The organism is Arthrobacter alpinus (assembly GCF_900105965.1).
Lineage (GTDB): Bacteria > Actinomycetota > Actinomycetes > Actinomycetales > Micrococcaceae > Specibacter > Specibacter alpinus.
Map to the genome: position 1 here is coordinate 1,155,567 of NZ_FNTV01000001.1, position 21,492 is coordinate 1,177,058.

Here is a 21,492-nt window from a genome sequence, read left to right on the forward strand (position 1 = left end):
TGCAATCACCGCAAGAACCCAAGCAACTCTGAGCGGGACACAAAACATGAGGGTTCCATTCGGAGGACTCCACGGGGCCGAGCCTGCTTGGGCTGCCACCTCCATAGCCAGCGGAGGGCGTCTGGCAACAGGACACCGCCGTGGTTGGGGCTGTGGCCGCCGTCCCCGAGGACGAGGCGGAAGTCGTAGCCTGCCTCTGCAAGGGCCGCTGTGACGCGAAGGTTATTTGAAAGCCAGTTTCGGTCTGGTTCGTTCCAGTGCAGGTCACGGTGACCGGCCTGCATGAAGATGCGGAGCGGTTTGGTGGTCGTGTTCGGGATTAGTTCGGGGTATGGATTTCCGTTGGGTATCTGTGCAAAGCTCGGTAGGAATCCGATGACGCGGCGGAACTTGTCTGGGCGCAGCCACGCGGCAGTGAAGGCACAATTGCCCCCACTGCTCCCACCGCAAATTCCCCAGGTTTCTGGGTCTTCGGAGACGGAGTAGCGCTCGGTGACTTGCGGGATGATCTCGGTGAGTAGAAAGTCGACGTACCTGCCATCGAAAGCGTCATATTCAGTGTTGCGGTTCTTCGGCTGTTCCGACTCGGGGAAGATTCCCGGGTTGAGGAAGATACTGATGGTGACTGGGATGTCGCCGGAGTGGATGAGGTTGTCCAAGACAATTCCGCCACGGACCTCTCCCTCGGGATCGAGGTAGAGCCAACCGTCCTGGAACACCATCAGTGAAGTCGGCTCGCCCGGACAATACTGCTGCGGGACATGGACCCAGAACTTCCGAGAGGTGCCTGGGTAGAGCGTGCTGTGGTTCCATTCAAACTCGACGACGGTACCGACTGGGACTCCCTGCTGCTGAATTGAGTTCGGCCCATGTTGGTATCGCACGGAGGATTGGTCAATCGGCAGTGGTTGGTACGGCAGTTCGATAGTCACAGGTGGCAGTCTAGCGGTGGCTTGCGGACGTGGTCCCCAATGGGCCTGGCCTGTCCACGTGGCGGTGAGGTCACTGGACCTTTTCCTTTGAAGTGTCAGCTACAGGTGCGGGTTTGACCTTGTGGGAGGGATCCTCTCGTTGCTTCTTGACTGGTCGGAAGACCCCACCCAAACGGCCGCCGATCTAACCATGTTCGTTGAACGGATGCTGCCGGACTGGCTGAGGGACGAGCATGAGATAGAAGCCCCGGTGTTCATCGCGACGACCCCTTGGGCCACGCCCTACAAACGTGCCCGTAGCACTCGACGCCAGGCCATCGAAGTGGCCCACTTTACGACCGTCAATGGTGGCTCGGCCGCCTTAATTCGCCGGTCCTTCACGGGAGAATCCGGTGCCAGCCAGTGGTCTTGGTGCGGCTGCCCACAGTCTGTTCGTTTGGACCACGCCTGGGATGTGAGTCTTCTGTACTCGTAGTGAAGACGTCCAGCGCATCTTGCCGGAGAAGATGGCACGTGGATCATTTGTCCCCAGGTTCAGGGTGACGCGCGGCGGTGGATTGATTGGTTTCCCCCGGTTGGTCCAATCTCACCCACGGACGTGGGGCTCATCAATGGGAGACAGATGGAACTTCAGAACCACGTCAGTAGTGGCGTGTTCCAGTTGGGAACACTTTTCCTTTCGGACGGTTCCGGATCGCGTCGTATTGGGACGGAAATCTGCAGGAGCTCGCTGCTTCCCTCTGTTTTCGAGGGTCAATGTTTGGTTCGAATCCCACCATGGGCACTCGGCGCTCACGCTTGTTATCCCGGACAGGGTTATCTGTGGCCAATGGGCCCGCTTGCTGAGAGGGAGTGCGTTATAGAGGATTTGAATCCTTTGAGATGATCGGCCAGCCTTCTCGTCCACGGGAAGGCTTTCGATGACATGCTTCGTCGATGTTTCGATGATGACGACGGAATTCTTGACCCAGGTCGGGTCTGGCACGACTTCAAAACGAACGTCTGAGACCAGGTTTGGCTGTACGGCGTCGTTCTTGGCTCGGTTTAAGGCGTCAACGAGCTGGTTCGTGGTTGTGTTCACGGCAACTGTTTCTTTCGGCAGACGTGCCGAGTTTCCCTCGGCGGGAGTGCCATTCCACCGTCCGTCGCAACCCCACTCGTCATGGAATCTTGCGGTCGATCGTGATGGATCGGGGGTTGCCGGCCATTGAGGGCTTGGACGAACTGCAGCGGCTGCGCCGGAAAGGGGTCACCACCCTTGCCCTCGGCTCTCGGCGCTGATTCATCCCGCGGACCGGGTCGAGGCATTGGACCGGGGTGACGAAGCCTACTCGGACAAGCCCTGCGACATGGAAGACCTGCTGGCGCGGATCCGCCCGCTCCTGCGCCGTAACGCAGACACATCGGCCATCGGCGCTTCCCAAGGGTGTCTCGTGGATGTGTTGATCGCTAAAGGAATGGGCGTAAGGGGATGATGACGGATTCACTGAATCGTGCTATCCAGGGACGGGTGCTCCATTCCTCCAGCGTGAGTTCGTGGCTGTTGCGACTGTCAACGTCGAAGACGTCCTCCATGTTGGTGGCGAAGGCCTCGTCGTGGATTTCGAGATTGGTTTCGTAGTTGCCGGTCAAACTCAGGCGGTCAATATTTGCTGTGCCGATGGTTGACCACTGGCCGTCGATGGTGGCAGTTTTCGCGTGAATCATGGCGTCACGGTAGAGCAAGATCCGGACACCAGAATCTAACAAGGACCTGTAGAAGCCGCGCGACAGCCAGTCGGAAAGAACATGGTTGGAATCGCGGGGTAGGATCACTCGAACATCCACTCCGCGTTCGCTTGCTTCGAGTAGGGCCCTGAGGATCTGCTGGTCGGGAATGAAATAGGCCATCGTGATGTAAATATGTTTCTCGGCTCGGCCGATCGCGTCAAGGTAGATTCCCCGGATCGGGTATACCAGGCTTGCTGGAATATTGTTGATGGCTCGAATCCTGGACTCCCAGGTCCCGGGCGTCGTGTGGGGAATTTTCGGGTTTCGACCGGGAAATTGGCGGTTCCATACCGAGACGAAAGCGTTGCGGATATCCCATACGGATGTCCCGGTGACGCGGAGATGGGTATCGCGCCATTCGGTGGCATAGAGCGAGCCAATGTTGTAGCCGCCCACAAAACCTGTTTCGTCGTCGACAATGAGCAGCTTGCGGTGATCCAAACTTGTGGAGCGGATGGTGCCTAGCAGTAGCGAGGGTCGAAACATGGGGAATCCATAGACGTGGATGGCCGGATGGAACTTGAAAAACGCGCCAGGAACCACGAGGTTGGCAAAGACGTCATAGATGATGTAGACCTCTACGCCGCGCTCTGCAGCTTCGTTCAGTGCGTCCTTGAACTGGAGACCGGCTTCATCGTTTTTCCAGATGAAGGTTTCGATAAAAATCTGTTTCTTGGCACCGCGGATCGACTCGAGCATGTCGGTATATAGGTCAGCGCCGTAGGTGTACAGCTTGATGTTTGACTCGGCGATAGTGCTGTGAAAAGTGCCTGGATGGGGGAACCCGGTTCGTTTGGACCGGGACCGGCGCTTGACCGCATCCCAGACAACAAGGCCGGTTATCACGGTGCCTTGAACGGCTGCAACCGCAACGGCGGTCCTCAGGACGGTTTTTTTGGCTGCCTCTACGGCAGGACTGGGCGACGCTTGATCCATGACCACAGCCTAGCCCCCGTTCAGTCCTTAACTTGCAGATACTGGTTCGTGCCGATGTCGCGCCCGACCCTGGGCGCGCGCGTTTTATCAGCCTATTTTCCCGAGGCACTGACTGTGGGGTCGGGTGGGCAATAGGTTGCGCCCGTCCGCCGCGGTCGGCGGGCCACCTGACGAATCGCGGCGAGCTGACCATGAGGGATCAGGTATCCGTCCCAAAGGAGGCGGTTGTCGCCTGGCTGGAAAACCGTCTCGGGTGTGAACGTGCGCTGGCGGAGGCTACAGCCCACACCACGGATGCGTGGTTCCCCTCACGGGTATAGACGTATCTCTGGATCTCGATGCCGGCATGCCTGACCACCAACTTCGCGACCGTCGCCCGCGAATCAGCCGATGATCGGGAAAGAGTGGGCTCAACCTGAAACTGTGTGGACGGTTGCGTGGTTGTCGTCCGCACTATTTGGCCATCATGTCTTCAGCTGAGCACGCGGTCATCGAAGGTTCAGCTGATTTTCGATTGCCTGGGTCGTTGAGCGAATGTCCATTCCGGTGCAACGCCGCTACAATTGCCTGTTCGCGGCGTGCAAGGTCTGCGATCCGTCCGGGGTTGGTGGCAGTTCTATGTTCGTCCTCGGTCAGGGCCAGTTTCACAATAAGTTCTCGAACAGTCGCCTGGCCGAGATCGTCGTCCTCAGGCATGGGTCCGTTCATGGTTTGGGTTGCTTCCATTCCCGAAGCCTATTTCGCAGAGGGGGTTAACTTCTTCACCCCTAGGGGTGAACTTGCCTGCCCATTGTTGCCTTACAGTGAGGGGATGGAAAGCCTTCGCATCGCCCTGGTGGATGACTATGAAATTGTGCTTCGCGGGCTGGAGATGATGCTTCGTTCTTACGGGGACACGGTGGAGGTAGTCGAACTGGACCTCAACCGTAATGTGGATACACCTGTCCACCTCACGCTCTACGATACTTTTGCCGCGACCCCAGGAGACGGCGCGGACGTCCACGAACTGGCTAGCAATCCGCTGGCTGGCAAAGTCATTGTCTATTCCTGGGATCTCGATGAAACAAGGGTCCAAGCGGCACTGGCGAACGGAGCCAGCGGATATCTTTCTAAAGGCTTGCCCGCAGCCCGACTGGTCAGTGCACTCCACGAAATCCACCGGGGAGAAGGCAAGGTTTTCCCAGGACCCAGTGGCCAAGCGAAATCCAGCCTGGGCGATTGGCCAGGCCGCGAAGAAGGCCTCACTCAACGGGAGGCCGAGGTGCTGGCACTGATCACTCAAGGTTTGAATAATGCCGAGATCGCCGACAGGGCTCGGTTATCAATCAACACCGTCAAGACCTTCATCCGCAGCTGCTACCGCCGCATCGGGGTAACTGACCGCTCCAACGCCATCCTCTGGGGCCTTGAACACGGTTTCATTCCTGACCATAAACGCGTTAATCCGCGCGGATGAGTACCTGTCATTTTCCGAAGCCAGGTCCAAGAAAATAGGCGTTGTTTCCGTTCCCTCTGTTTTTGGCCGAATCGTTGGCATTCTACCGAAAGCTAGGCGTGCACATTGCGGATGATCAAGCTAACGCACCGCATGTCGATGGGAAACTGGACGACGGAACTGTCTTGGCGTGGGACACCGTAGAGACCATACGTGGCTTCGATGCCGCCTACATCTCACCCATCGGAGGCCACCACATCGCCTTGGCTTTCGACAAGGGCAGCCCTGCCGCTGTTGATACTGCTTTCGCGGAGCTGATCGAGGCTGGGTACACCTCGCATGTTGATCCGTGGGACGCGCATTGGGGGCAACACTACGCCACGCTTCTTGACCCCGACGGCAATTCCGTTGATCACTGCGCGGAGCTTGACAAGAACTGACCCGGGCTGACGCCGACTAGTCGCTGGAACTCTCGGGAGAGATGTGGCTGGTCGGCATACCCGGCAATCGCAGCGGCGTCGATCAGGCTGGATCCTTCTTTCAACAGCGCACACGCGCGTTTTGCACGATCAATGCGTGCCAGCGTTAGATAGGCATACCCAAATTCTTGGAGCATTCGGCGTGTGAACCTACGCTGCGACCAGTCCAGTAATTCGGCTACTCGCCACGGGTGTGTGCCCTCCTGGCGTGGCCGTGAATGAACGATGCCCACGGGCGACTTTGGCTTGATTGTGTGCTGAAAGCAGCGACAAGTTCTGGTGCATTCGGCCATGTTGCCCGAGCGCCTTGAAGACTTCCTCGTTCCGGAGGATCAGGTCGACACAGCCATCAGCTGGAATGATGGCCCCATTACTCCCTCTCGAACGCTAAATCGTGCGCCCTCCACCAAGAGCCAGTTCCGCATACATCTCACCAGCATCTCAGCCATCATTCCCTTTCCGCGTATGCGTGCCGTAGACCGGTTGCCAGATCATGACACGAAGAACTGAAGGTAGGTCATTCTTTTGTCCGTAAGGACCGTCTACGGGACAGCAGTTCATCTGGCCTGTTCAAGTTATGGTTACGAAATTTTGAACGGCATATGTGTCAATTGCGTGGTCCTGGATCAGTCAATGCCCGAGATGTCGCCGTGTTCGGCCGACTGTCGACGATGAATCTGACTCGACAGCTGAAACTCGACGATGTATGGAGCGATCCGCTGCCCTTCGCCTGCTCGCCAAGACGGCTCAATCGGGGGCTTCGATGAACCGACCTTTTTTGTGGAGAGACTCAAACGGGATGCCAAACTTTATGCCAAACCCGGACTCTGTGAAGCACTGCAAGCTGGCGGGGGAGAAACCACGCACTTACTCGGTTTGATCGGCAGGAATTAGTGCCAGCAGCCAACCCCTGAGGCGTCGAAGAACTCTGGCTGTCTGCTCCCACGACAAATTGTGGCGCGTGTTCTTGCTAGAACGGACATCGAAGTCCTGCCCCTAGTGGCCTCCGCCATTCATGCCCGACCACACGTTCAAATGGCAGAGGGTACCGACGCACTTGGCTTCATGTACTCTGATGCATCCATGATGGCAACGGACCAGTTGGCTCCACTGTGCGCACTTTCGAGAGTTTCAACCATCCCGCGATGTGAAAGCCCCAAAGTTCTCCAAGTTCATGCACCCAGGACCCTAAGCGGACGTTCCGGACACAGAAGTGCAAGCTGTCCTTGAGGACGGGGCGCCGAAGTCGTGTTCAGGGAGGAATCGATGGAAGAGGTCTTAGGCCTGCCATGCGGAATCATAGAAGGCCTAGGGCTCGCATGTTCCGTTGGTCCTCCAATTGGTTCGTCCTCGCCGGGTTTGGTCCAGGCCGCTCAAGTCCGGGCTTCGACTCGCGAACGTGTCAGTGCCCTCGGTCAGAGTCTCCGTCATGTTGGGCTACTGATCTGAGTTGTGTCTTGGGGGAAGTGCTCAACCCCGAACGTCTGTCAGGCTGGCCCTCGGAGTGGCACTTTCGCGTGGTACTCGTACTGACTCAAGGAAGAGGGGAATCAGCGGATCCTTGCTTTCCCTCAGCCACGCGGCTCCGATATTCCAGGTCGCTGATTCAAAATCGAGCGGAATCAACAGCACCCCTTCGGGAATGATCGCTGACGTACTGGCCGGGACCAGGGATGAACCCGCACCAGCAGCAACGAGCGCCAGCACGGTCAGCAAGTCGGATGTCTCGTACAAAAAACTCGGGCTGCAACCCAAATCGGCGAACAATTGTTTGATTTGGGATGCCAGACCGGGGCCACGCTCGGGTACAAGGCGGATCAGAGCACGGGAATCGAGCCAATTTCGCAGGGATTCGCGATTCAGCTTCGGATTTTCCTCGCCGATTGGGACTGCTAGAGCCAGTTGATCGCGGCGAATTGTGCGCGTCGCGATGGCCGGCGGTGCTGGCAGGCGAACAAATCCAATACTGAGGGTCCCGGCACTGATGGCAGCAAACTGCGCGGATGAGGACATGTCCTCGAGTCCGACGTCGATCCCGGGATGGCTGGCACGGAAGTCGGCCACCGCGCGGGGTGCAATGTCGATCGCCGACATGCCGAACCCCACATTCAGAACGCCCTCTGTTCCCGCCGCAATACGCATCATTCGATGATCCAGCGCATCTGCTCTGCGGACCAGTTCAAGTGCATCGACCAGCAACGCCTTCCCTGCCGGTGTCAATGCCGCACCATGACGACCTCGGGTAAAGAGAACGCTTCCTGTCTGCCGTTCCAAGACCTGAATTTGCTTGGTGAGGGACGGCTGGGTTGTCGACAGTGATCTCGCTGCGGCTCCGAAGTTCCGACTATCGGCAACAGCAATGAACGAGCGCAACAGTCGTAATTCCATTTATTCATTCTATCGAAGTAGCGCTAACCATTCACCAGTGTGATGCATCTGGTGCCCGAATCTGAACTTGCATCCATGCCCTTGTGGAATCGAAAGGCACTAAAGATTCATTGGACAGAATGGATAACAAACACAAGCATTGGAGGAAAATACTATCTAGGAGAATCCGATGCCCACCGATTCACTGCCCATTCTTCGAGCCTCTGTAGTCCAGTTCGAACCTGTCCCGGACCGGCCCGACCTTAACCTCAGGACAGTCCGAAGGTTGGCCATCAAGGCAGCAGGCGATGGTGCACAACTCGTCGCGTTTCCGGAAATGTCCTTGATTGGCTACTGGCACCTGCGCAATCATTCATCTGAACGATTGCTTGAGCTTGCAAAACCCGAAAGCGGCGCGCATGTCAGAGCTGTCAAGGACCTGGCCGTTGACCTGGGCGTGGGGATCGGCGTGGGATACCTGGAGGCCGGCAGCGACGGGATGTTGTACAACTCGTACACAATTTGCCTTCCTAACGGGGCGGTTCACACACACCGCAAGCTTCACGCTTTCGAGCACGACGCCATCGAGAGCGGATCGAACTTCACTGTCTTTGACACCCCGTGGGGCGTCCGGATTGGAATACTGATCTGTTGGGACAACAATATTGTTGAGAATGTCCGGGCAACGGCACTCTTGGGCGCTACAGTCCTCGTGGCTCCGCATCAGACTGGGGGAACGAACTCAGCAAGCCCGCGCGGGATGAAACCCATACCGGCTGAACTCTGGGAACGCCGCGCAGTCGACCCTGAGGCGATTCAGAATGCTTTCCGTGGACCCAACGGCCGCGAATGGCTCATGCGTTGGCTGCCGGCTCGTGCCCATGACAATGGGTTGTTCGTCCTGTTTAGCAACGGCGTTGGCCGCGACGACGACGAAATCCGGACAGGCAACGCCATGATTATCGACCCCTACGGAGCAGTTATCGCCGAAACTTGGGTTGCCGATGAGGCAATTGTTACGGCCAATCTCGACTTGGGTCTCGTACCTCTTTCAACCGGCAGGCGATGGCTCCGGGGACGCCGACCTGAGCTTTACGCCATTCTGGGCCAAACGCAGGGCAACGAGCTAGGTGCCCGTGCCGCGCGTTTCTCCCAATCTCCAGTCGACATCAATAGGTAATGGAAAAACCTTTCAGGTATTCTCCGCGGGCGCACTAAACCCCCTTCGTGCCAGGGCCCGGCCACGTTGCCACCAACCATCCATGATGGTTGGTGGCCCTGCTTTCGGTTGGCGTTAGCACTCCCGCCCGTTGAGCATAAGTGTTGATCGTTAGAAAGGTCGCCAAAGAGGACTTACAGCTGCTTCCGAGCTGGTGCCAAGCTAACGGTCAGGGTGTCGCTGTACTGTCTTAGTTGAAGTGGCCAACCGTCCCCCAATAGGTTGGCCACTTCATTTTTATGCTAGCGAGCAGTAGCCGGCCATCGGGCAATTTCCCCATGATCTGTAAGTGTTGGTGGTGGCTAGCCCCCGGCTGGCCACGTCTAACACTTGCAGCGGGTTCAGTCAACGACGATGGCACGGCATTTGGCATCTGAAACTAGTGAGTTCGTGATTGCAGGGAATGCAACCGAGTCACCGGTAACGTACCTCTTTGAAGTAGAAGTCACAGCAAGTTAGTAGCTACTGTTGTTGCGCCTGTTCCCCAAGAGCAACGGTCAAAGACCAAGTCTGGCAAGCCTAAAGAGTCCCTAGAGCCTACAGCTGGGATCTGCCATTCAAATCCCACCTTGGGCTTGGAATTCGCGGGATGAATGAGGACATGATTCCCCTCGACACCCTCGGCGATGGTGAAGTCCTAGTCGTGACCAAGCCGTGGTGGGGCGAGGAGCCTAGTCTTCAGCGGCGATCTCCTTGACCAAAAGACATGTTCACGTATTCATCAGCACGAGTGTCGCCGCCATAGACGGCAACGAGGGTTCTGTCCTGGGGCTGAAGATTGCGCCAGGAGTTCACGGTTCCTGGGTGGCAACTAAGTCCCTGAGCTCGGCCGATGCCGCAGTCAGGTCTTCGCCGGGATCTAAAGTGACTTCCGCCTTAATCGTCCATGTATCCGGTCGGTCGAAGTCCTCAAGCTCCAAACGGAGCCGGACATGTCCATCGTGCTTCGCGGACAACCTAAAAACTCCCTCTAGGGAGTGAAAATTCTTCTCCCCGTCCCAGCCGCGCCAACTGACTGCCAGCCCTTCGAAAAAGGACAAGAGCCCCGACCACCCGTCGAAATCGTAGATGCTCTTCTTGGCTCGAAGTCCTTCCAGTTCTGCGGCAACTGTGAGGTAGTTCGTTGTCCCAGACAGGTTGCGAGAGGTTCGTTCAACGTCGAATTTGGGCGCACGCTGATGTCCGATTTTCGCCGCATTCATGACCCAGTTCTCCATCAGAGGCTCGAATGGTTTGACCATTTATTGGGAGACTTCCTCCATGGGGTGCTAGACCATCGCCGGTACCCAGCCATCCAGCTTTGGCTTCACAAATTTGAGGCTGCCCCATCGGTCATGAGCAGCTTATTGGAAGGCGCCCGCGTGTAATCCGTGAGCGGCTCAACCAGATGGGGGTGTGAACTGGCTGGCGGTGAACTCTGCTCCCTGGGGGTCGCGGATCAGAGCTTCGCGAGTCCAGTAGGTTTCGTTTTGGCTTAGGACGTGGGCGCCGAGCCGTTCGGCATCGGCCACCGTTTGGTCCCGGTCCGCAACGGTGAATGTTACGTGCCAGTGCGGCGGTTCATTCGGGGTTGCGTCTGAGATCCAGGCGATCGCGTCCTCGAATCCGGATGGGGTGGCCACTGCGGCTTGCCGTGCCCTGATGCCGGGATCGGTTGTCGCTTCAAGATGGTCGCCGTAGCCGGGCTTGCGGATGAGTAGCCCGTAGCCGAGATCGTCGACCTGCCAACCGAACGCGTCCCGGTAGAACGCCATCGCGGCGCTGGGGTTGGAGGTGTGGAGGTCGCTGAAGTTCCAAGCCCCGGGAAGGTTGGCCACTTGTGATCCCTGACGCCGATTGGCCTGCCAGATGCGGAACTCTGTGCCCTCGGGATCGGCAAGGATGGCGCCGCGGCCGCCCTCGCCGACATCGGCGGGAGTTGACTGAATAGTGGCGCCGGCTGACGCTAGCCGCTGTGCGGAGGCGTCTGCGTCGTCGACTGCAATGTAGGTGTTCCACACCGCTGCGCCATTTCGGGTGCTGGACATTCCGCCGACATCCTGACCGTTGAGCTTGGCTGTCAGGTAGCGGCCTGGTGTCCCCGGGGGTATGGCGTCCTCGAATGTCCAGCCGAAGATTGCGCCGTAGAACTTCGTCGCAGCCTCGACGTCGGGCTGTTCGGTGTCGATCCAACACGGTACGCCTTGCGGGTAGGTCCGTTGGTTCATGGCTTGTTCCCCTCCATGAGCAAAGCATAGCGAGCCAGGGCCTGGCCGGGTACCCCGCGCGCCATCACTTTCGACCGGAATGGTCGTCCATAAGCAGGAATCCCTGCTGGACTGTGTCGATTGAGCCGCCCGCCGTGTTCCCACGTGATTCCCCTGAGCGGTCGTCTTATGAGGTGTGTTGTTTCTCCAACACCGATATAGCTGTTGGTTGTTGGCGACTCCTTTCTGCCTGATTCCGGACTACTTTCCCCTTCGACCTGTTTATGGTGCACGGGAGCCTCAACAACGCCAAATGGGGCGGTTTCCTCGTCAGATCGGCTCGATTCCACGCCGGCGACGTGATTCCCGGGCGGGCTTACTTCGGATTTCCACAGACAGCTGGCTTTTTTTGGTGGAGCTAGGCAACCTTTTCCTGCGTGTAGAGGTCTAGTGTGTAGACGGCCAGTTGGACTTTGGGGGCAGGGCGAGGCGTTTCCCTTTCCGGGCGCCGAACAAAGCCATATTTCACATAGAGTGCTTGCGCCCGGTGGTTGTCCACTGCCGTATCCAGGACCAGCCTGCGTGCGCCTGCTGCGGCTGCCAGGTCGGCCGAGTTCTTTAGCAGTTTCCAACCAAGCCCTGACCTCCGGGCGAGCGGGTGCACAGCCAAGAGACGTAACTCGTACTCGCCTGGTCTCGCCTGTCGTGACAGCTTTGACCCGGACCGAAGCAACGTCGCCGTGCCGACCAATATCCCACTGGATGGCTGCACGGCCACCAGCAGTATTCCTTCCCGGGCCCTGACCGCCGCGTCCAGCAAGAGTTCGGCCCTTTCAGGCGACGGGGCGTCGGCACCGGGCAGATGATGGTCAAACCCTTGGTAGGTGACTTCACCTACCTCCTTGAGCTCGGGTTCTTTGGCTTCGCGAATCAGGTACTCGTCGGAGGCCAGCGTCTTCGTAGCCATGAGGCTCCTAGTTTTCGTGTGTGGATTGTGGCCGGACGTGTCAGGGCGTCAGTCCCAAATGGGATTTGAGGGTGGTGCCGTAGTACTCGGTTCTGGCGAGTCCTTGTTCTTGCAAAAGCGGGATGACTCTTGATGCAAAGGCATCCAAATCATCCGGCAAGAGGGAAAACATGAGGTTGAAACCGTCCGCTGCACCAGCGGCGTGCCATCGAGCCAGCGACGCGGCGATCTTCTCGGGGCTTCCGATGAAGTCGTCATTGCGCTTGTCGCCGGTGAGGATTGAGTACAACTCCTTCAGGCTCACTTGATCTTCGCGGCCGCGAATTTGTTCGCTGGCAGATCGAAAGTCACTGCGCGGCGAGGTGAGGGCGGCGATGCCGGATTCGGACACAGTGCTGGATTCGTTGAATAAGGTGAAATCAATGACCCCGCCGAAGTACTCCGTCAGGAAATGTAGCACTTGCTCTGTTGTGATGAGGGCATCCAGTTCCCTGCTCCGGGCCTGTGCCTGTGCATCGCTGTCAGCAACCACAGGGGAAATTGCCTGATAGATAAAGATTTCGTCCGGATTGCGGCCAAAGCCGTGGGCCTGCATCCGGATGGCGTTGCGAAAGTCTTTGGCCTCGGCAATGTCCCTGTGGCTGGCAAAGATGGCGTTGGCGAACCGGGCTCCCAGTTTTTGCCCCGGCCCGGAGGAACCTGCCTGTGCCATCAAGGGGGAGTGTTGCGCGGATGGTGCAATATTGAGGGGGCCCGCAACTTGGAAGAACTCGCCCTGGTGGTTCAGCCGGCGCATTTTTTCGGGCTCGAAGAACGTGCCGGCGGCCTTGTCGTAGGGAAAAGCATCTGAATCCCAGGAATTCCACAAGCCATGTACTACTTCCACGAATTCCTCAGCGCGCCGGTAGCGGAGTTCGTGGTCGAGATGTCCTGTGGCACTGAAGTTGGCGCCAGTACTATTGGTCAGGTCCCGGGTGGTTACGACGTTCCACCCCACCCGGCCATTGCTGATGTGGTCCGCTGTCAGGGCAGCCCGGGCAAAGTTGTACGGCTCATCGTATGACGTCGAAGACGTGGCAATGAGGCCGATGTTGCTGGTGACGGCCCCCAAAGCCGTGGCCAGCCCCACCGGGTCAAAGCGGTTGAGGATTCCCGGATTTGAGGTTTCGTTGATCGCCAAGGAATCCCCAAGAAATACGGCGTCGAACTTCGCGGCCTCTGCAACCTTTACCAACCGCACCTGGTGATCAAAATCGATGCTTGCCGCCGGTTCGGCATGGGGATGGCGCCATGAAGCCAGATGAATTCCTGTGCCCACAAGGTAAGCGAAGAAGTGGATCTGGGATCTTTCACGTTCGAGCGATTGAGTCATGGCGGTTCGTCCTTCTGCAGCGGATCGGCCCCTGCCGGGGGTAAAGATCTGGTGCGGAGCCGGGTTGCTCCGCACCAATGGTTCTACTTTTTGATGTTGTCTTCTTCGGTGGTCAAAACTTTTTGAAGCTGCTCAGCCGTCCAATCCGCCTTGAACAGCAGGTTCCCGCCATTGAGCTTTGTCACCGCGGCCTCAACTTCAGGGGAGTGGTAGGCATCAACAATCTTCTGCCACCGCGGATCGTCTTTGTTTTCGGCCTTGATCACGAAAACGTTGATGTACGGGGCGAGTGCATCGGAGTTCAGGTCTTCCTTGAAGATGATTTTGTCATCGCCCAAGCCACCCTTTTGGGCTTGTGAATTATTGACGACGGCGGCATCCGTGGCGCCCTTGAGCGCGTTGACGGTTTGGTTCGAGTCAACAGGGGTTACCTTGATCTTGCTCGAGACGATTTCAGCCGGGGTGGACAGCGAATTTCCGCCGTCCTTCAACTCCAGGAGCCCAGCCGTTTGCAGGTTCAACAGGGCCCGTGCCTGGTTGGTGGGATTGTTGGGGATGGCCACCGAAGCATTGTCCGGGAGTTCCTCAACCGCCTTGTACTTCTCCGAGTACAAGGCCAGCGGGTAGACCGCCGTTGCGCCCACCGGAACCAGCGTGCCCTTGCTGTTGACATTGAACTGGGACAGGAACTTCAGGTGCTGGAAGAGGTTGATGTTCACTTGGTCTTGTTGGGTGGCTGAATTGATCTGGGCGCCGTCGGTAAAGTTCTTGACCTCAAGGTCGATCCCTTCGTCCTTCAGCTTGTCCTTGAGGATTACCCAATGCGCCTCCGCGCCATCGTCGACGCCGATAGTCACTTTGCTGTCCTCTGTCGAATCTGAACCGGAGGCTGCTCCTGCGCATGCAGAGAGGGAAAGAGCGGTGACAATTCCGACGGCGGCTACTAACAGGCGTTTCTTCATGACGATTCTCCGAATTGTTGCGAACGGTCTTTTGGGGGTGGGTGATGACCCAACCCATACGTTATGTGCGGTCACCAAGACCTCCCAGTCAGGCGCAACAGAGCTTCGCGTGCGGTCATGGAAAGCAACTTGGCGACACCGCGTGTCATCGCAATTGATTCGACGGAGACTGCACTGCTGCAATGGCAAGCACTACTTACCGGGTGCAACACCACCCGGCTTGACCACGTCACAGGAAGGCGCCATGAGCGCAATTGTCTCGTTGCACCACGTATCAAAGGAGTTCCCGGCGCAGGGCCGCTCAGGCCCAGCGGCCGTACGTGCCGTCGATGACGTAAGTCTCGACGTCGAACAGGGATCGGTGGTCGGCATCGTCGGCTATTCAGGGGCCGGCAAGTCCACCCTGGTCCGGCTCATCAACGGCCTGGAACGTGCCACTGCAGGAACGGTGCTGATCAAGGGCCAAGACATTACTGCCCTGTCCGAACGGGAACTACGCACCGTTCGAGCTGGGATCGGCATGATCTTCCAACAGTTCAACCTGCTCAAGTCCCGCACCGTCTACGGCAATGTTTCCTACCCTTTGAAAGTGGCGGGCTGGAAGAAGGCCGACATCAAGGCAAGGGTCCAGGAATTGCTCGAATTTGTCGGTATCGCCGACAAGAGTGGGCGCTATCCGCGCCGGCTTTCCGGGGGACAACAGCAGCGCGTGGGCATTGCCCGGGCGTTGGCGAACAACCCGGATATCCTGCTGGCAGATGAGGCCACCAGTGCCCTCGATCCCGAAACCACGAGGGAAGTTCTGCAGCTGCTGCGCCGCGTCAACAAGGAGCTGGGGACCACCGTCATTGTGATCACCCATGAAATGCATGTGGTCCGGGAGATTTGCGATGTTGTGGTCATGATGGAAAACGGACGTGTGGTGGAGTCTGGCGAGACCTACTCCGTGTTCGTCAACCCGCGGGCCGAATCAACCCGCAGGTTTGTTTCGACGGCAGTCCACGGCAGCCCTGGCCGCGAGACCCTGGACAGGTTGGCATCCGCACACCCGGGCAGGCTGGTATCCGTGGGAATCTCGGAGCACGCCTCGACGCCCAGAGTTGCCGAGATTTTCACTCGCCATGGGCTGGTTGCCGCCGTCGTTTTTGGTGGAGTGACGGAGATTCAAAACAGAATCCTGGGCAGCCTCACCTACGAACTCATTGGCAGCGAAACGGCCGTTAACGCGGCCTTGGCGGAACTCTCAGACCTTACAGCAGTTGAAGAACAGCCCACCTTGGCTCCGGACAGGCGGTCATCGGAGTTGGCATCCCTAGGAGGGAAATCATGACCGATTGGGAAACCCTGCTCCCGGTATTAGGGGAATCGTTTCGTCAGACAGTCTTCATGGTGTTCGTTACCGTGCTTCTGAGCGGCGCCGCAGGACTCATCCTCGGGGTGACGCTCTACGCCACCCGGCCCGGAAACCTCTTCGCCAACAAGGCCATTTTTTCGGTGCTGAACTTCATCGTGAACATCATCCGGCCCATTCCATTCATCATCTTCATCACCGCGATCGCCCCTCTCACCCTGGTGGTCATGGGGACAACCATCGGAACCACAGCGGCAATCCTGCCCATGGCGCTCATGGCTGGCGTTGTGATCGCCCGCGTCGTGGAACAAAACCTCGTGGCCTCAGACCCTGGCGTAGTTGAAGCAGCCCGCGCCATGGGGGATGGCAGGCTGCACATTCTTGCCGCCGTCGTAGTTCCCGAGGCCATGGCCCCCTTGATCCTTGGATACACGTTCATGATGATCGGCATCGTGGACATGTCTGCCATGGCCGGCTACATCGGAGGCGGCGGGCTGGGAAACTTCGCCATCATGTATGGCTACCAGCAGTTCAACTGGGAAGTCACGCTGGTCACGGTGGTCATCATCATCGTCATGGTCCAGGCACTCCAGCTGACCGGAAACTGGTTGGCGCAGCGCATCCTGCGGCGTTGATGCCCGGCTCACGATTGTGTCCGGTTTTTCCTGCTTGATCCAAGCACATTGACCACTATTTCAAATTAGAAGGAGGCCACAGTGCCAATTGAATTCCTGGGAATGGCCGCCGGCAACGACGCCACCGAGACGACGCCGGCCACCACCACAGCATTTGACCCCGCTTATGCAGCTCACATTGCCACGATCCATGAAGACAACAACTGGGATCACGTCTTGTTTGCCTACAACTCGGCCACGCAGGATCCGGCCGTCCACGCAGCGTGGGTGGCTGCAAAGACGGAGAAGATCCAGCTCCGTCTGGCCCATCGACCCAACGTTTCCCACCCAACTTTTGCCGCCAAGTCGTTCCTGACGTTGGACCACATCGCCCAGGGCAGGGTCACGGTCCATTTCATCACGGGTGGGAGCCAGGCTGACCAAGCCAAGGAAGGAGACTTCCTGTCAAAGGACGAGCGATACCGGCGGACCCAGGAGTACATGCAGATTGTCCGCCGCGTGTGGGAAGGCGGCGAGCCCTTTGACTGGGACGGAGAGTTCTATCAGTTCACGAACTTTGCCAGCGATCTGCAGCCATTCGACGCAAAACGTCCTGGCGTCTCCTTTGGCGGTTCTTCCGATGCCGCCTGGTCAGTCGGGGCGGCCGAGGCTGACATCTACGCACTGTTTGGTGAGCCGCTGGCTGATGCCGCACAGCAACAGCTCCAGATTCTTGCGCGGGCGGCTGAGCTTGGCCGGACTGATCCGCTGCGCTGGCAGATCGCCTTCAGGCCCATCGTGGCGGCCACCGATGAACTTGCCTGGGAAAAGGCACACTCCATCCTCGGGGTCCTGCAATCACGCCGGGCAAAGGGCGAGGTCATTGACAAGGTCCGGCACTACACGGACAAGCCGGAAGCGGCCGGCACCCAGCGTCTCTTGGCGGCAGCAGAGCGTGCCGACCACCATGACCGGGCACTGTGGACCGCCATCGCCAAAGCTGGAAGAGGCGGCGGGGGAAGTGCGACTGCCCTGGTGGGAAGCTACGAGACCGTGGCACAGGCACTTCTGGACTACTACGAGATGGGTTTTGAGATTTTTGGCCTGCGAGGATACGACTTTGTCCCGGACGCTGTCGAGTTCGGCACCCACGTGATCCCGGCACTCAAGGCTGAAGTGGCCCGCCGAGAGGCCGGTGTGACCCCCGCCGAGCTGCGGGAACGCCAAGCCAAGGCGCGCGAGCGGGCGCTGGCACGCCAACCGGGGGAGAATTCATCCAGCACCGCGGTGTAATTCGCGTCGCCGTCCTGCCTGCCAGCGAATGGGCAAGCGGCGATACGAAGCCCCGTCCCGGCTAAGGGGTTTCAACGCAATAAGAATCGCGGCAGTTTCCACGCCCAGTTTGTCGTGCACCTGCGGCATGTGCTGAGTCGCCGCAAGATCAATTCCGGTTGTCATCCGCGGCGTTTAGTTCGTGACCCTGCTCCGGGAGGAGTGTTGCTGCTGCGTCGACGGTGCCGGTGGCGTTGTCGGGCGTGAATGCTGACGGGTTGGATTTGAACCAGTCGCTGGCCAGATCGTACTGGTGGTTATCTCGGCGTAGCTGGCGCCGACGTGGCTGGCGAGGCTGTTGCCGATGCCTTGCAGGACGGGCGCGGCGCCACCGATGAGCTTGATGTCGCCACGATTGCCACGAGCCGCCCCGCTTGGCGCGTTCATGGAGTAGGACCAGAATTGGGTCTCCGGTGAGTTCGCTGGCGTAGCCGGCGAGCATCTCTATGGCGAATTCGCAGTCCTTCCGGGGCGAGTAGGTCAGTGAAGGTGGCTGCTTAGTCGCGCCGTTCCGGGTCATGGTCACTATCGCGGGGGATAGGCGTAGTGGCGGAGAAGGAGAGTCCTAGCGTTCCTAGGTCTGCCATGGTCTTGCGGAGTTCGGCACGGTCATGGCCCGCTCGGGATCAATGAGGGACTTCCGTGAGACGCCGGCTGCATCAGCCAACGCCTGTTTCAACCAGGCTCGACTCAGTCACTGGTGGCGGATCAAGGCCCCGGCCGCAGCCGGTCTGTCGATGTTGCTCTCAAATGTCATGGCGTCATCTCTTCCGCAATCCATTGAGTCGCCGTATGGTGGCTTTCGCATCCATGGCGCAGGAAACGGAGGAGGGTTTGGGCGTTAACGTCGTTCGTTGACACTGCCAACACTTTTCTTGTCGGACTGGCCCGGACTGCGTCGTATTGGGCCGTACTGCAGCGTTGGTTCGCTGCTTCCCTTTGAGGTGTACTACTGATGTTGGATAGTTGCTGAAAGGATTCTGTCCAAGTCTTCTCGGCCAACTTATTCCGATCAGTTCAAAGCTGATGCTGTCGCACTAGTTGATTCCTCGGGCCGCCCAGCAGCTCTCGTGGCAGCTGAGCTCGGTATCTCCCTGACTGCACTCAAGCGCTGGGTGAAGCTCGCCCACGAAATGCCAGGAAGCGCCGTTGTGAAGCCTGAGCAGCCGGTGGACGCTGCGAAATACAAGGCCCTGGAAGCCCACTTGAAAGGGGTTAAAAGGGAGAATGAGTTTCTGAAAAAAGTGTCGGCATTCTTAGCCAAAGAACAACGGTAGATACCAGCCACAGTCTTGTTCAACAGGAGGAGAACGCCGGAGATCAAGTGGCTTGGATGTGCCGACAACTACAAGTTGCACCTTCCTCGCAATACCGCTGGAAAGGAGTTCGAGCGACACCAACGAGTATCCGCCGTCGGGAGCTGACGGATCAGGTGCGGACCATCCACCAATTGTCGGACGGGATCTTCGGGAACCGCATGGTCGTGCCCAACCATCAAAACGAGTCCGACCACCACTGCAGCTCCACCAACCGCCAAGAAGCCAGGCGCGCAACCATGCGCTGCATCGGGGTCTTCTACAACCGTTGGAGGTCCCACACCCACAACCGAGGGCTACCGCCAACACCAGCAGCTACCCGCCGGTGCCTAACCCGTAAAACAAGACGAACTGTCCGCATGCTTGACACACCTCAAGCTATGTTCTCAGTCACAATGCGCCCTGTTAGGTGCGTTTGGTCGCATAGGCTGACGCTGTTGCCTCGAGGAAGAGGCAGCCGGAAATCAATCAAAGAAAGCAATGGCGCATGAACTTTGAATCCAATTCTCTGACCCTGAAGATCTGGGACCGCTCCACGATCGACCACACCTTGGAAATGGCGATTACCCACGTTTCCACTAAGTCCAACGCTCCGAGAGACCTAGTGAAGGTTACGCGAAGCGGGCCCAATCAGTTCACCGTAAGCGTGACCGAAGCATAATCGGCGACTGTTCGACCGGTCTCATTTGGATCCTGGCGTTCAGCTGGTTCAAAGCGAACCGTCTCGGAATCCATGTCACCGTCTTGTCGGCGACGACGTGGGTGTGCAGTCGTCATCATCGTTCGTCGTTGAGGGGAACACCTAGCCGGGAACCGTGGTGGTCGGATTGTTCCGGCCCGGAACACCTTTCCTTCCGGACTGAGTCGTTCTGGGCCGGAGATCTTCAGGGTGTCGGGACTTCTCTTTGTTTCCGGAGGCTAGAGTTTGGTTCGAATCCCATCTTGGGCACGGAAAAAAAGTTACATCTCGGTCTTCGGATCGGGGTGTTTCTTTTTTGCCTGATGGGCCCGGCCAGTAATCCAGGTGCAAGGTCTAGGGTCCCAACGGAGCACGCCGCGGGCATGGAACGGCCCGGTACCCGTCGCCTCGGGGCGTTCCAAGATTCCTGGTAGCCGCCACAAGGGGCGAATAGCTCCCTAGGCGGAAACGCTCAACCATTCCAGTAACCAAGTCCTGAGATTGCACAGCACCTTGAGCATGGTAAATCGCCTAGTCGCAGGGGGTTTTCGTGTATAAGTGTTCCCGCGATGTGTCGGCATTTTCGCAGCACCGCGCTAGATTTGTCCTAGTCCAACCCAGCTCACTTTGCTCGCGCTGGTGACGTGGCAACGGGCACTCCTACAAGAGGAGCTTCTCGATCAGCAAACGGCTGGTCTCATATGCGGCCGTACCGGGAGTGATAATTGCAAGATGATCCCCTGATGTCTCGTGTAGCTCGGCAGGGTCCCCGGCGGACACTGCGGCTGCAACGTAAGCCTGAGAGATCCCGAAAGGGACGCTCTCGTCTTCACTGCTGTGGACAGCATGGATGGGTACACCGACAGGCAAGTGGGCTATGGGGTCGGCTACGGTGTAGTGAGCCGCCTGCTCGGCAGGTGTTGACCCCATCAAGTTTTCAACGGCACCAGCGCTGAGGTTTAGTCTCCATGCAGCAGTGAAGTCCAGGAGCCCTGCTTGACTAACGACGCCTATGAGGGATGCTTTCGGGTTCGCCCCTGGAGCACCGTCCGGGAGGGTGCCCCGACCGGCAGCCCAGACTGCCAGGTGTCCGCCAGCGGAATGCCCGAGGGCCGCTATCTTGAGTTGGTTAAGACCATACTGATGGGCAATTCCTATCAGCGCGTCGATTCCTGATGCGACGTCCTCAAACGTCGCCGGCCACCCGCCTGCGCCTTCAGCCCCATCGGAGCCGGCACGCCGGTATTCCAAGTTCCACACGGCGAACCCACGGGCCATGAGGTCGAGGGCCACAGGGATGCCAAGCTCTGCGGTGTATCCCTCTCGCCAGTAACCTCCATGGATGACGACCACAATGCTAGGAACGCCACGATCTGTAGGCAGTCCTGGGAGAAACAGCTCACCCCACTGATCACTATGGGGCCCGTAGGCGATAACTTTTCGTAGCGCTCCCACGATGAGACCCGTCTGGTGAGATTTTTGATAGTACCGGCTGAACTCGCGGCAAAAGTGGCGTCAGCAGAATCCTATCGGCACCGCACCGGAAATTCAATACCTTGACGATCGTCGCATGGG

General features: G+C 58.3%; 21 protein-coding genes. 9 read left to right on the forward strand and 12 right to left on the reverse strand.

The window, feature by feature from the left end:
• Positions 1 to 5: 5 nt before the first annotated feature.
• Positions 6 to 932, reverse strand: a complete 927-nt coding sequence (locus tag BLV41_RS05465) for an alpha/beta hydrolase (protein WP_083360610.1) — start codon at positions 930 to 932, stop codon at positions 6 to 8.
• A 139-nt stretch (positions 933 to 1,071) separates the two neighbouring features.
• On the opposite strand from BLV41_RS05465, the gene BLV41_RS05470 reads away from it, so the two are divergent.
• Positions 1,072 to 1,407 carry a hypothetical protein gene (locus tag BLV41_RS05470; RefSeq protein ID WP_139244222.1) on the forward strand — a complete coding sequence of 112 codons (336 nt, stop codon included), beginning with the start codon at positions 1,072 to 1,074 and terminating at the stop codon, positions 1,405 to 1,407.
• A gap of 974 nt (positions 1,408 to 2,381) precedes the next feature.
• Here the strand turns inward: BLV41_RS05470 and BLV41_RS05480 are convergent.
• Positions 2,382 to 3,638 carry a phospholipase D-like domain-containing protein gene (locus BLV41_RS05480; protein WP_074710915.1) on the reverse strand — a complete coding sequence of 419 codons (1,257 nt, stop codon included), beginning with the start codon at positions 3,636 to 3,638 and terminating at the stop codon, positions 2,382 to 2,384.
• A 453-nt stretch (positions 3,639 to 4,091) separates the two neighbouring features.
• Positions 4,092 to 4,364 (reverse strand): hypothetical protein, encoded by a 273-nt coding sequence (locus tag BLV41_RS05485; protein WP_139244223.1) that lies wholly within the window; start codon positions 4,362 to 4,364, stop codon positions 4,092 to 4,094.
• A gap of 85 nt (positions 4,365 to 4,449) precedes the next feature.
• On the opposite strand from BLV41_RS05485, the gene BLV41_RS05490 reads away from it, so the two are divergent.
• Positions 4,450 to 5,094 (forward strand): response regulator transcription factor, encoded by a 645-nt coding sequence (locus BLV41_RS05490; protein WP_074713119.1) that lies wholly within the window; start codon positions 4,450 to 4,452, stop codon positions 5,092 to 5,094.
• Positions 5,095 to 5,168: 74 nt separating this feature from the next.
• Positions 5,169 to 5,513 (forward strand): VOC family protein, encoded by a 345-nt coding sequence (locus tag BLV41_RS05495; protein ID WP_425284257.1) that lies wholly within the window; start codon positions 5,169 to 5,171, stop codon positions 5,511 to 5,513.
• On the opposite strand, the gene BLV41_RS23000 is transcribed toward BLV41_RS05495, so the two are convergent.
• Entirely contained in the window at positions 5,486 to 5,845 is a 360-nt protein-coding gene (locus BLV41_RS23000) for a helix-turn-helix transcriptional regulator (protein ID WP_074710918.1), read from the reverse strand. The two genes, BLV41_RS05495 and BLV41_RS23000, sit on opposite strands and share 28 nt — an antisense overlap.
• Before the next feature lie 1,177 nt (positions 5,846 to 7,022).
• Complete coding sequence (locus BLV41_RS05510) at positions 7,023 to 7,940, reverse strand: LysR family transcriptional regulator (protein WP_074710920.1); 918 nt, start codon at positions 7,938 to 7,940, stop codon at positions 7,023 to 7,025.
• A gap of 169 nt (positions 7,941 to 8,109) precedes the next feature.
• Between BLV41_RS05510 and BLV41_RS05515 the strand changes: the two genes are divergently transcribed.
• Complete coding sequence (locus BLV41_RS05515; RefSeq protein ID WP_083360611.1) at positions 8,110 to 9,099, forward strand: nitrilase-related carbon-nitrogen hydrolase; 990 nt, start codon at positions 8,110 to 8,112, stop codon at positions 9,097 to 9,099.
• An 830-nt stretch (positions 9,100 to 9,929) separates the two neighbouring features.
• On the opposite strand, the gene BLV41_RS05520 is transcribed toward BLV41_RS05515, so the two are convergent.
• From BLV41_RS05520 to BLV41_RS05540, 5 genes are all read right to left on the reverse strand, one after another.
• Entirely contained in the window at positions 9,930 to 10,379 is a 450-nt protein-coding gene (locus BLV41_RS05520) for a DUF6228 family protein (protein WP_074710921.1), read from the reverse strand.
• A 138-nt stretch (positions 10,380 to 10,517) separates the two neighbouring features.
• The gene (locus BLV41_RS05525; protein ID WP_074710922.1) at positions 10,518 to 11,345 is read right to left on the reverse strand and encodes a VOC family protein; all 828 of its coding nucleotides are present in this window, start codon (positions 11,343 to 11,345) and stop codon (positions 10,518 to 10,520) included.
• A gap of 397 nt (positions 11,346 to 11,742) precedes the next feature.
• Positions 11,743 to 12,291 carry a GNAT family N-acetyltransferase gene (locus BLV41_RS05530; RefSeq protein WP_083360612.1) on the reverse strand — a complete coding sequence of 183 codons (549 nt, stop codon included), beginning with the start codon at positions 12,289 to 12,291 and terminating at the stop codon, positions 11,743 to 11,745.
• A gap of 40 nt (positions 12,292 to 12,331) precedes the next feature.
• Positions 12,332 to 13,663 carry an LLM class flavin-dependent oxidoreductase gene (locus tag BLV41_RS05535; protein ID WP_074710923.1) on the reverse strand — a complete coding sequence of 444 codons (1,332 nt, stop codon included), beginning with the start codon at positions 13,661 to 13,663 and terminating at the stop codon, positions 12,332 to 12,334.
• Positions 13,664 to 13,746: 83 nt separating this feature from the next.
• Entirely contained in the window at positions 13,747 to 14,625 is an 879-nt protein-coding gene (locus BLV41_RS05540; protein WP_074710924.1) for a MetQ/NlpA family ABC transporter substrate-binding protein, read from the reverse strand.
• Positions 14,626 to 14,869: 244 nt separating this feature from the next.
• Between BLV41_RS05540 and BLV41_RS05545 the strand changes: the two genes are divergently transcribed.
• The 3 genes from BLV41_RS05545 (at position 14,870) to BLV41_RS05555 (ending at position 17,883) form a co-directional block, all read left to right on the forward strand.
• On the forward strand, positions 14,870 to 15,955 hold the full coding sequence (locus tag BLV41_RS05545) for a methionine ABC transporter ATP-binding protein (protein ID WP_074710925.1): 1,086 nt from the start codon (positions 14,870 to 14,872) through the stop codon (positions 15,953 to 15,955).
• Complete coding sequence (locus BLV41_RS05550) at positions 15,952 to 16,611, forward strand: methionine ABC transporter permease (RefSeq protein WP_044573296.1); 660 nt, start codon at positions 15,952 to 15,954, stop codon at positions 16,609 to 16,611. Before BLV41_RS05545 ends, BLV41_RS05550 begins: the two co-directional genes overlap by 4 nt.
• Positions 16,612 to 16,692: 81 nt before the next feature.
• Entirely contained in the window at positions 16,693 to 17,883 is a 1,191-nt protein-coding gene (locus BLV41_RS05555; protein ID WP_074710926.1) for an LLM class flavin-dependent oxidoreductase, read from the forward strand.
• 148 nt (positions 17,884 to 18,031) lie between these two features.
• Here the strand turns inward: BLV41_RS05555 and BLV41_RS21590 are convergent, their stop codons facing one another.
• Positions 18,032 to 18,442: a hypothetical protein gene (locus BLV41_RS21590; protein ID WP_139244224.1), complete on the reverse strand. Its 411-nt coding sequence runs from the start codon at positions 18,440 to 18,442 to the stop codon at positions 18,032 to 18,034.
• 460 nt (positions 18,443 to 18,902) lie between these two features.
• Between BLV41_RS21590 and BLV41_RS05560 the strand changes: the two genes are divergently transcribed.
• Complete coding sequence (locus BLV41_RS05560; RefSeq protein ID WP_244516988.1) at positions 18,903 to 19,199, forward strand: transposase; 297 nt, start codon at positions 18,903 to 18,905, stop codon at positions 19,197 to 19,199.
• A gap of 526 nt (positions 19,200 to 19,725) precedes the next feature.
• Positions 19,726 to 19,899, forward strand: coding sequence for a hypothetical protein (locus BLV41_RS22025; RefSeq protein WP_170835430.1), 174 nt, complete (start codon positions 19,726 to 19,728; stop codon positions 19,897 to 19,899).
• Between the two features lie 678 nt (positions 19,900 to 20,577).
• On the opposite strand, the gene BLV41_RS05565 is transcribed toward BLV41_RS22025, so the two are convergent.
• Entirely contained in the window at positions 20,578 to 21,270 is a 693-nt protein-coding gene (locus BLV41_RS05565; RefSeq protein WP_244516742.1) for an alpha/beta hydrolase, read from the reverse strand.
• Between the last annotated feature and the right edge of the window lie 222 nt (positions 21,271 to 21,492).

Coding starts and splice junctions, on each gene's coding strand:
- BLV41_RS05480 (WP_074710915.1), bottom strand. CDS start 3,638: ATGGATCAAGCGTCGCCCAGTCCTGCCGTAGAGGCAGCCAAAAAAACC.
- BLV41_RS05485 (WP_139244223.1), bottom strand. CDS start 4,364: ATGGAAGCAACCCAAACCATGAACGGACCCATGCCTGAGGACGACGAT.
- BLV41_RS05490 (WP_074713119.1), top strand. CDS start 4,450: ATGGAAAGCCTTCGCATCGCCCTGGTGGATGACTATGAAATTGTGCTT.
- BLV41_RS23000 (WP_074710918.1), bottom strand. CDS start 5,845: ATGGCCGAATGCACCAGAACTTGTCGCTGCTTTCAGCACACAATCAAG.
- BLV41_RS05510 (WP_074710920.1), bottom strand. CDS start 7,940: ATGGAATTACGACTGTTGCGCTCGTTCATTGCTGTTGCCGATAGTCGG.
- BLV41_RS05515 (WP_083360611.1), top strand. CDS start 8,110: ATGCCCACCGATTCACTGCCCATTCTTCGAGCCTCTGTAGTCCAGTTC.
- BLV41_RS05520 (WP_074710921.1), bottom strand. CDS start 10,379: ATGGTCAAACCATTCGAGCCTCTGATGGAGAACTGGGTCATGAATGCG.
- BLV41_RS05525 (WP_074710922.1), bottom strand. CDS start 11,345: ATGAACCAACGGACCTACCCGCAAGGCGTACCGTGTTGGATCGACACC.
- BLV41_RS05530 (WP_083360612.1), bottom strand. CDS start 12,291: ATGGCTACGAAGACGCTGGCCTCCGACGAGTACCTGATTCGCGAAGCC.
- BLV41_RS05535 (WP_074710923.1), bottom strand. CDS start 13,663: ATGACTCAATCGCTCGAACGTGAAAGATCCCAGATCCACTTCTTCGCT.
- BLV41_RS05540 (WP_074710924.1), bottom strand. CDS start 14,625: ATGAAGAAACGCCTGTTAGTAGCCGCCGTCGGAATTGTCACCGCTCTT.
- BLV41_RS05545 (WP_074710925.1), top strand. CDS start 14,870: ATGAGCGCAATTGTCTCGTTGCACCACGTATCAAAGGAGTTCCCGGCG.
- BLV41_RS05550 (WP_044573296.1), top strand. CDS start 15,952: ATGACCGATTGGGAAACCCTGCTCCCGGTATTAGGGGAATCGTTTCGT.
- BLV41_RS21590 (WP_139244224.1), bottom strand. CDS start 18,442: ATGACCCGGAACGGCGCGACTAAGCAGCCACCTTCACTGACCTACTCG.
- BLV41_RS22025 (WP_170835430.1), top strand. CDS start 19,726: ATGAACTTTGAATCCAATTCTCTGACCCTGAAGATCTGGGACCGCTCC.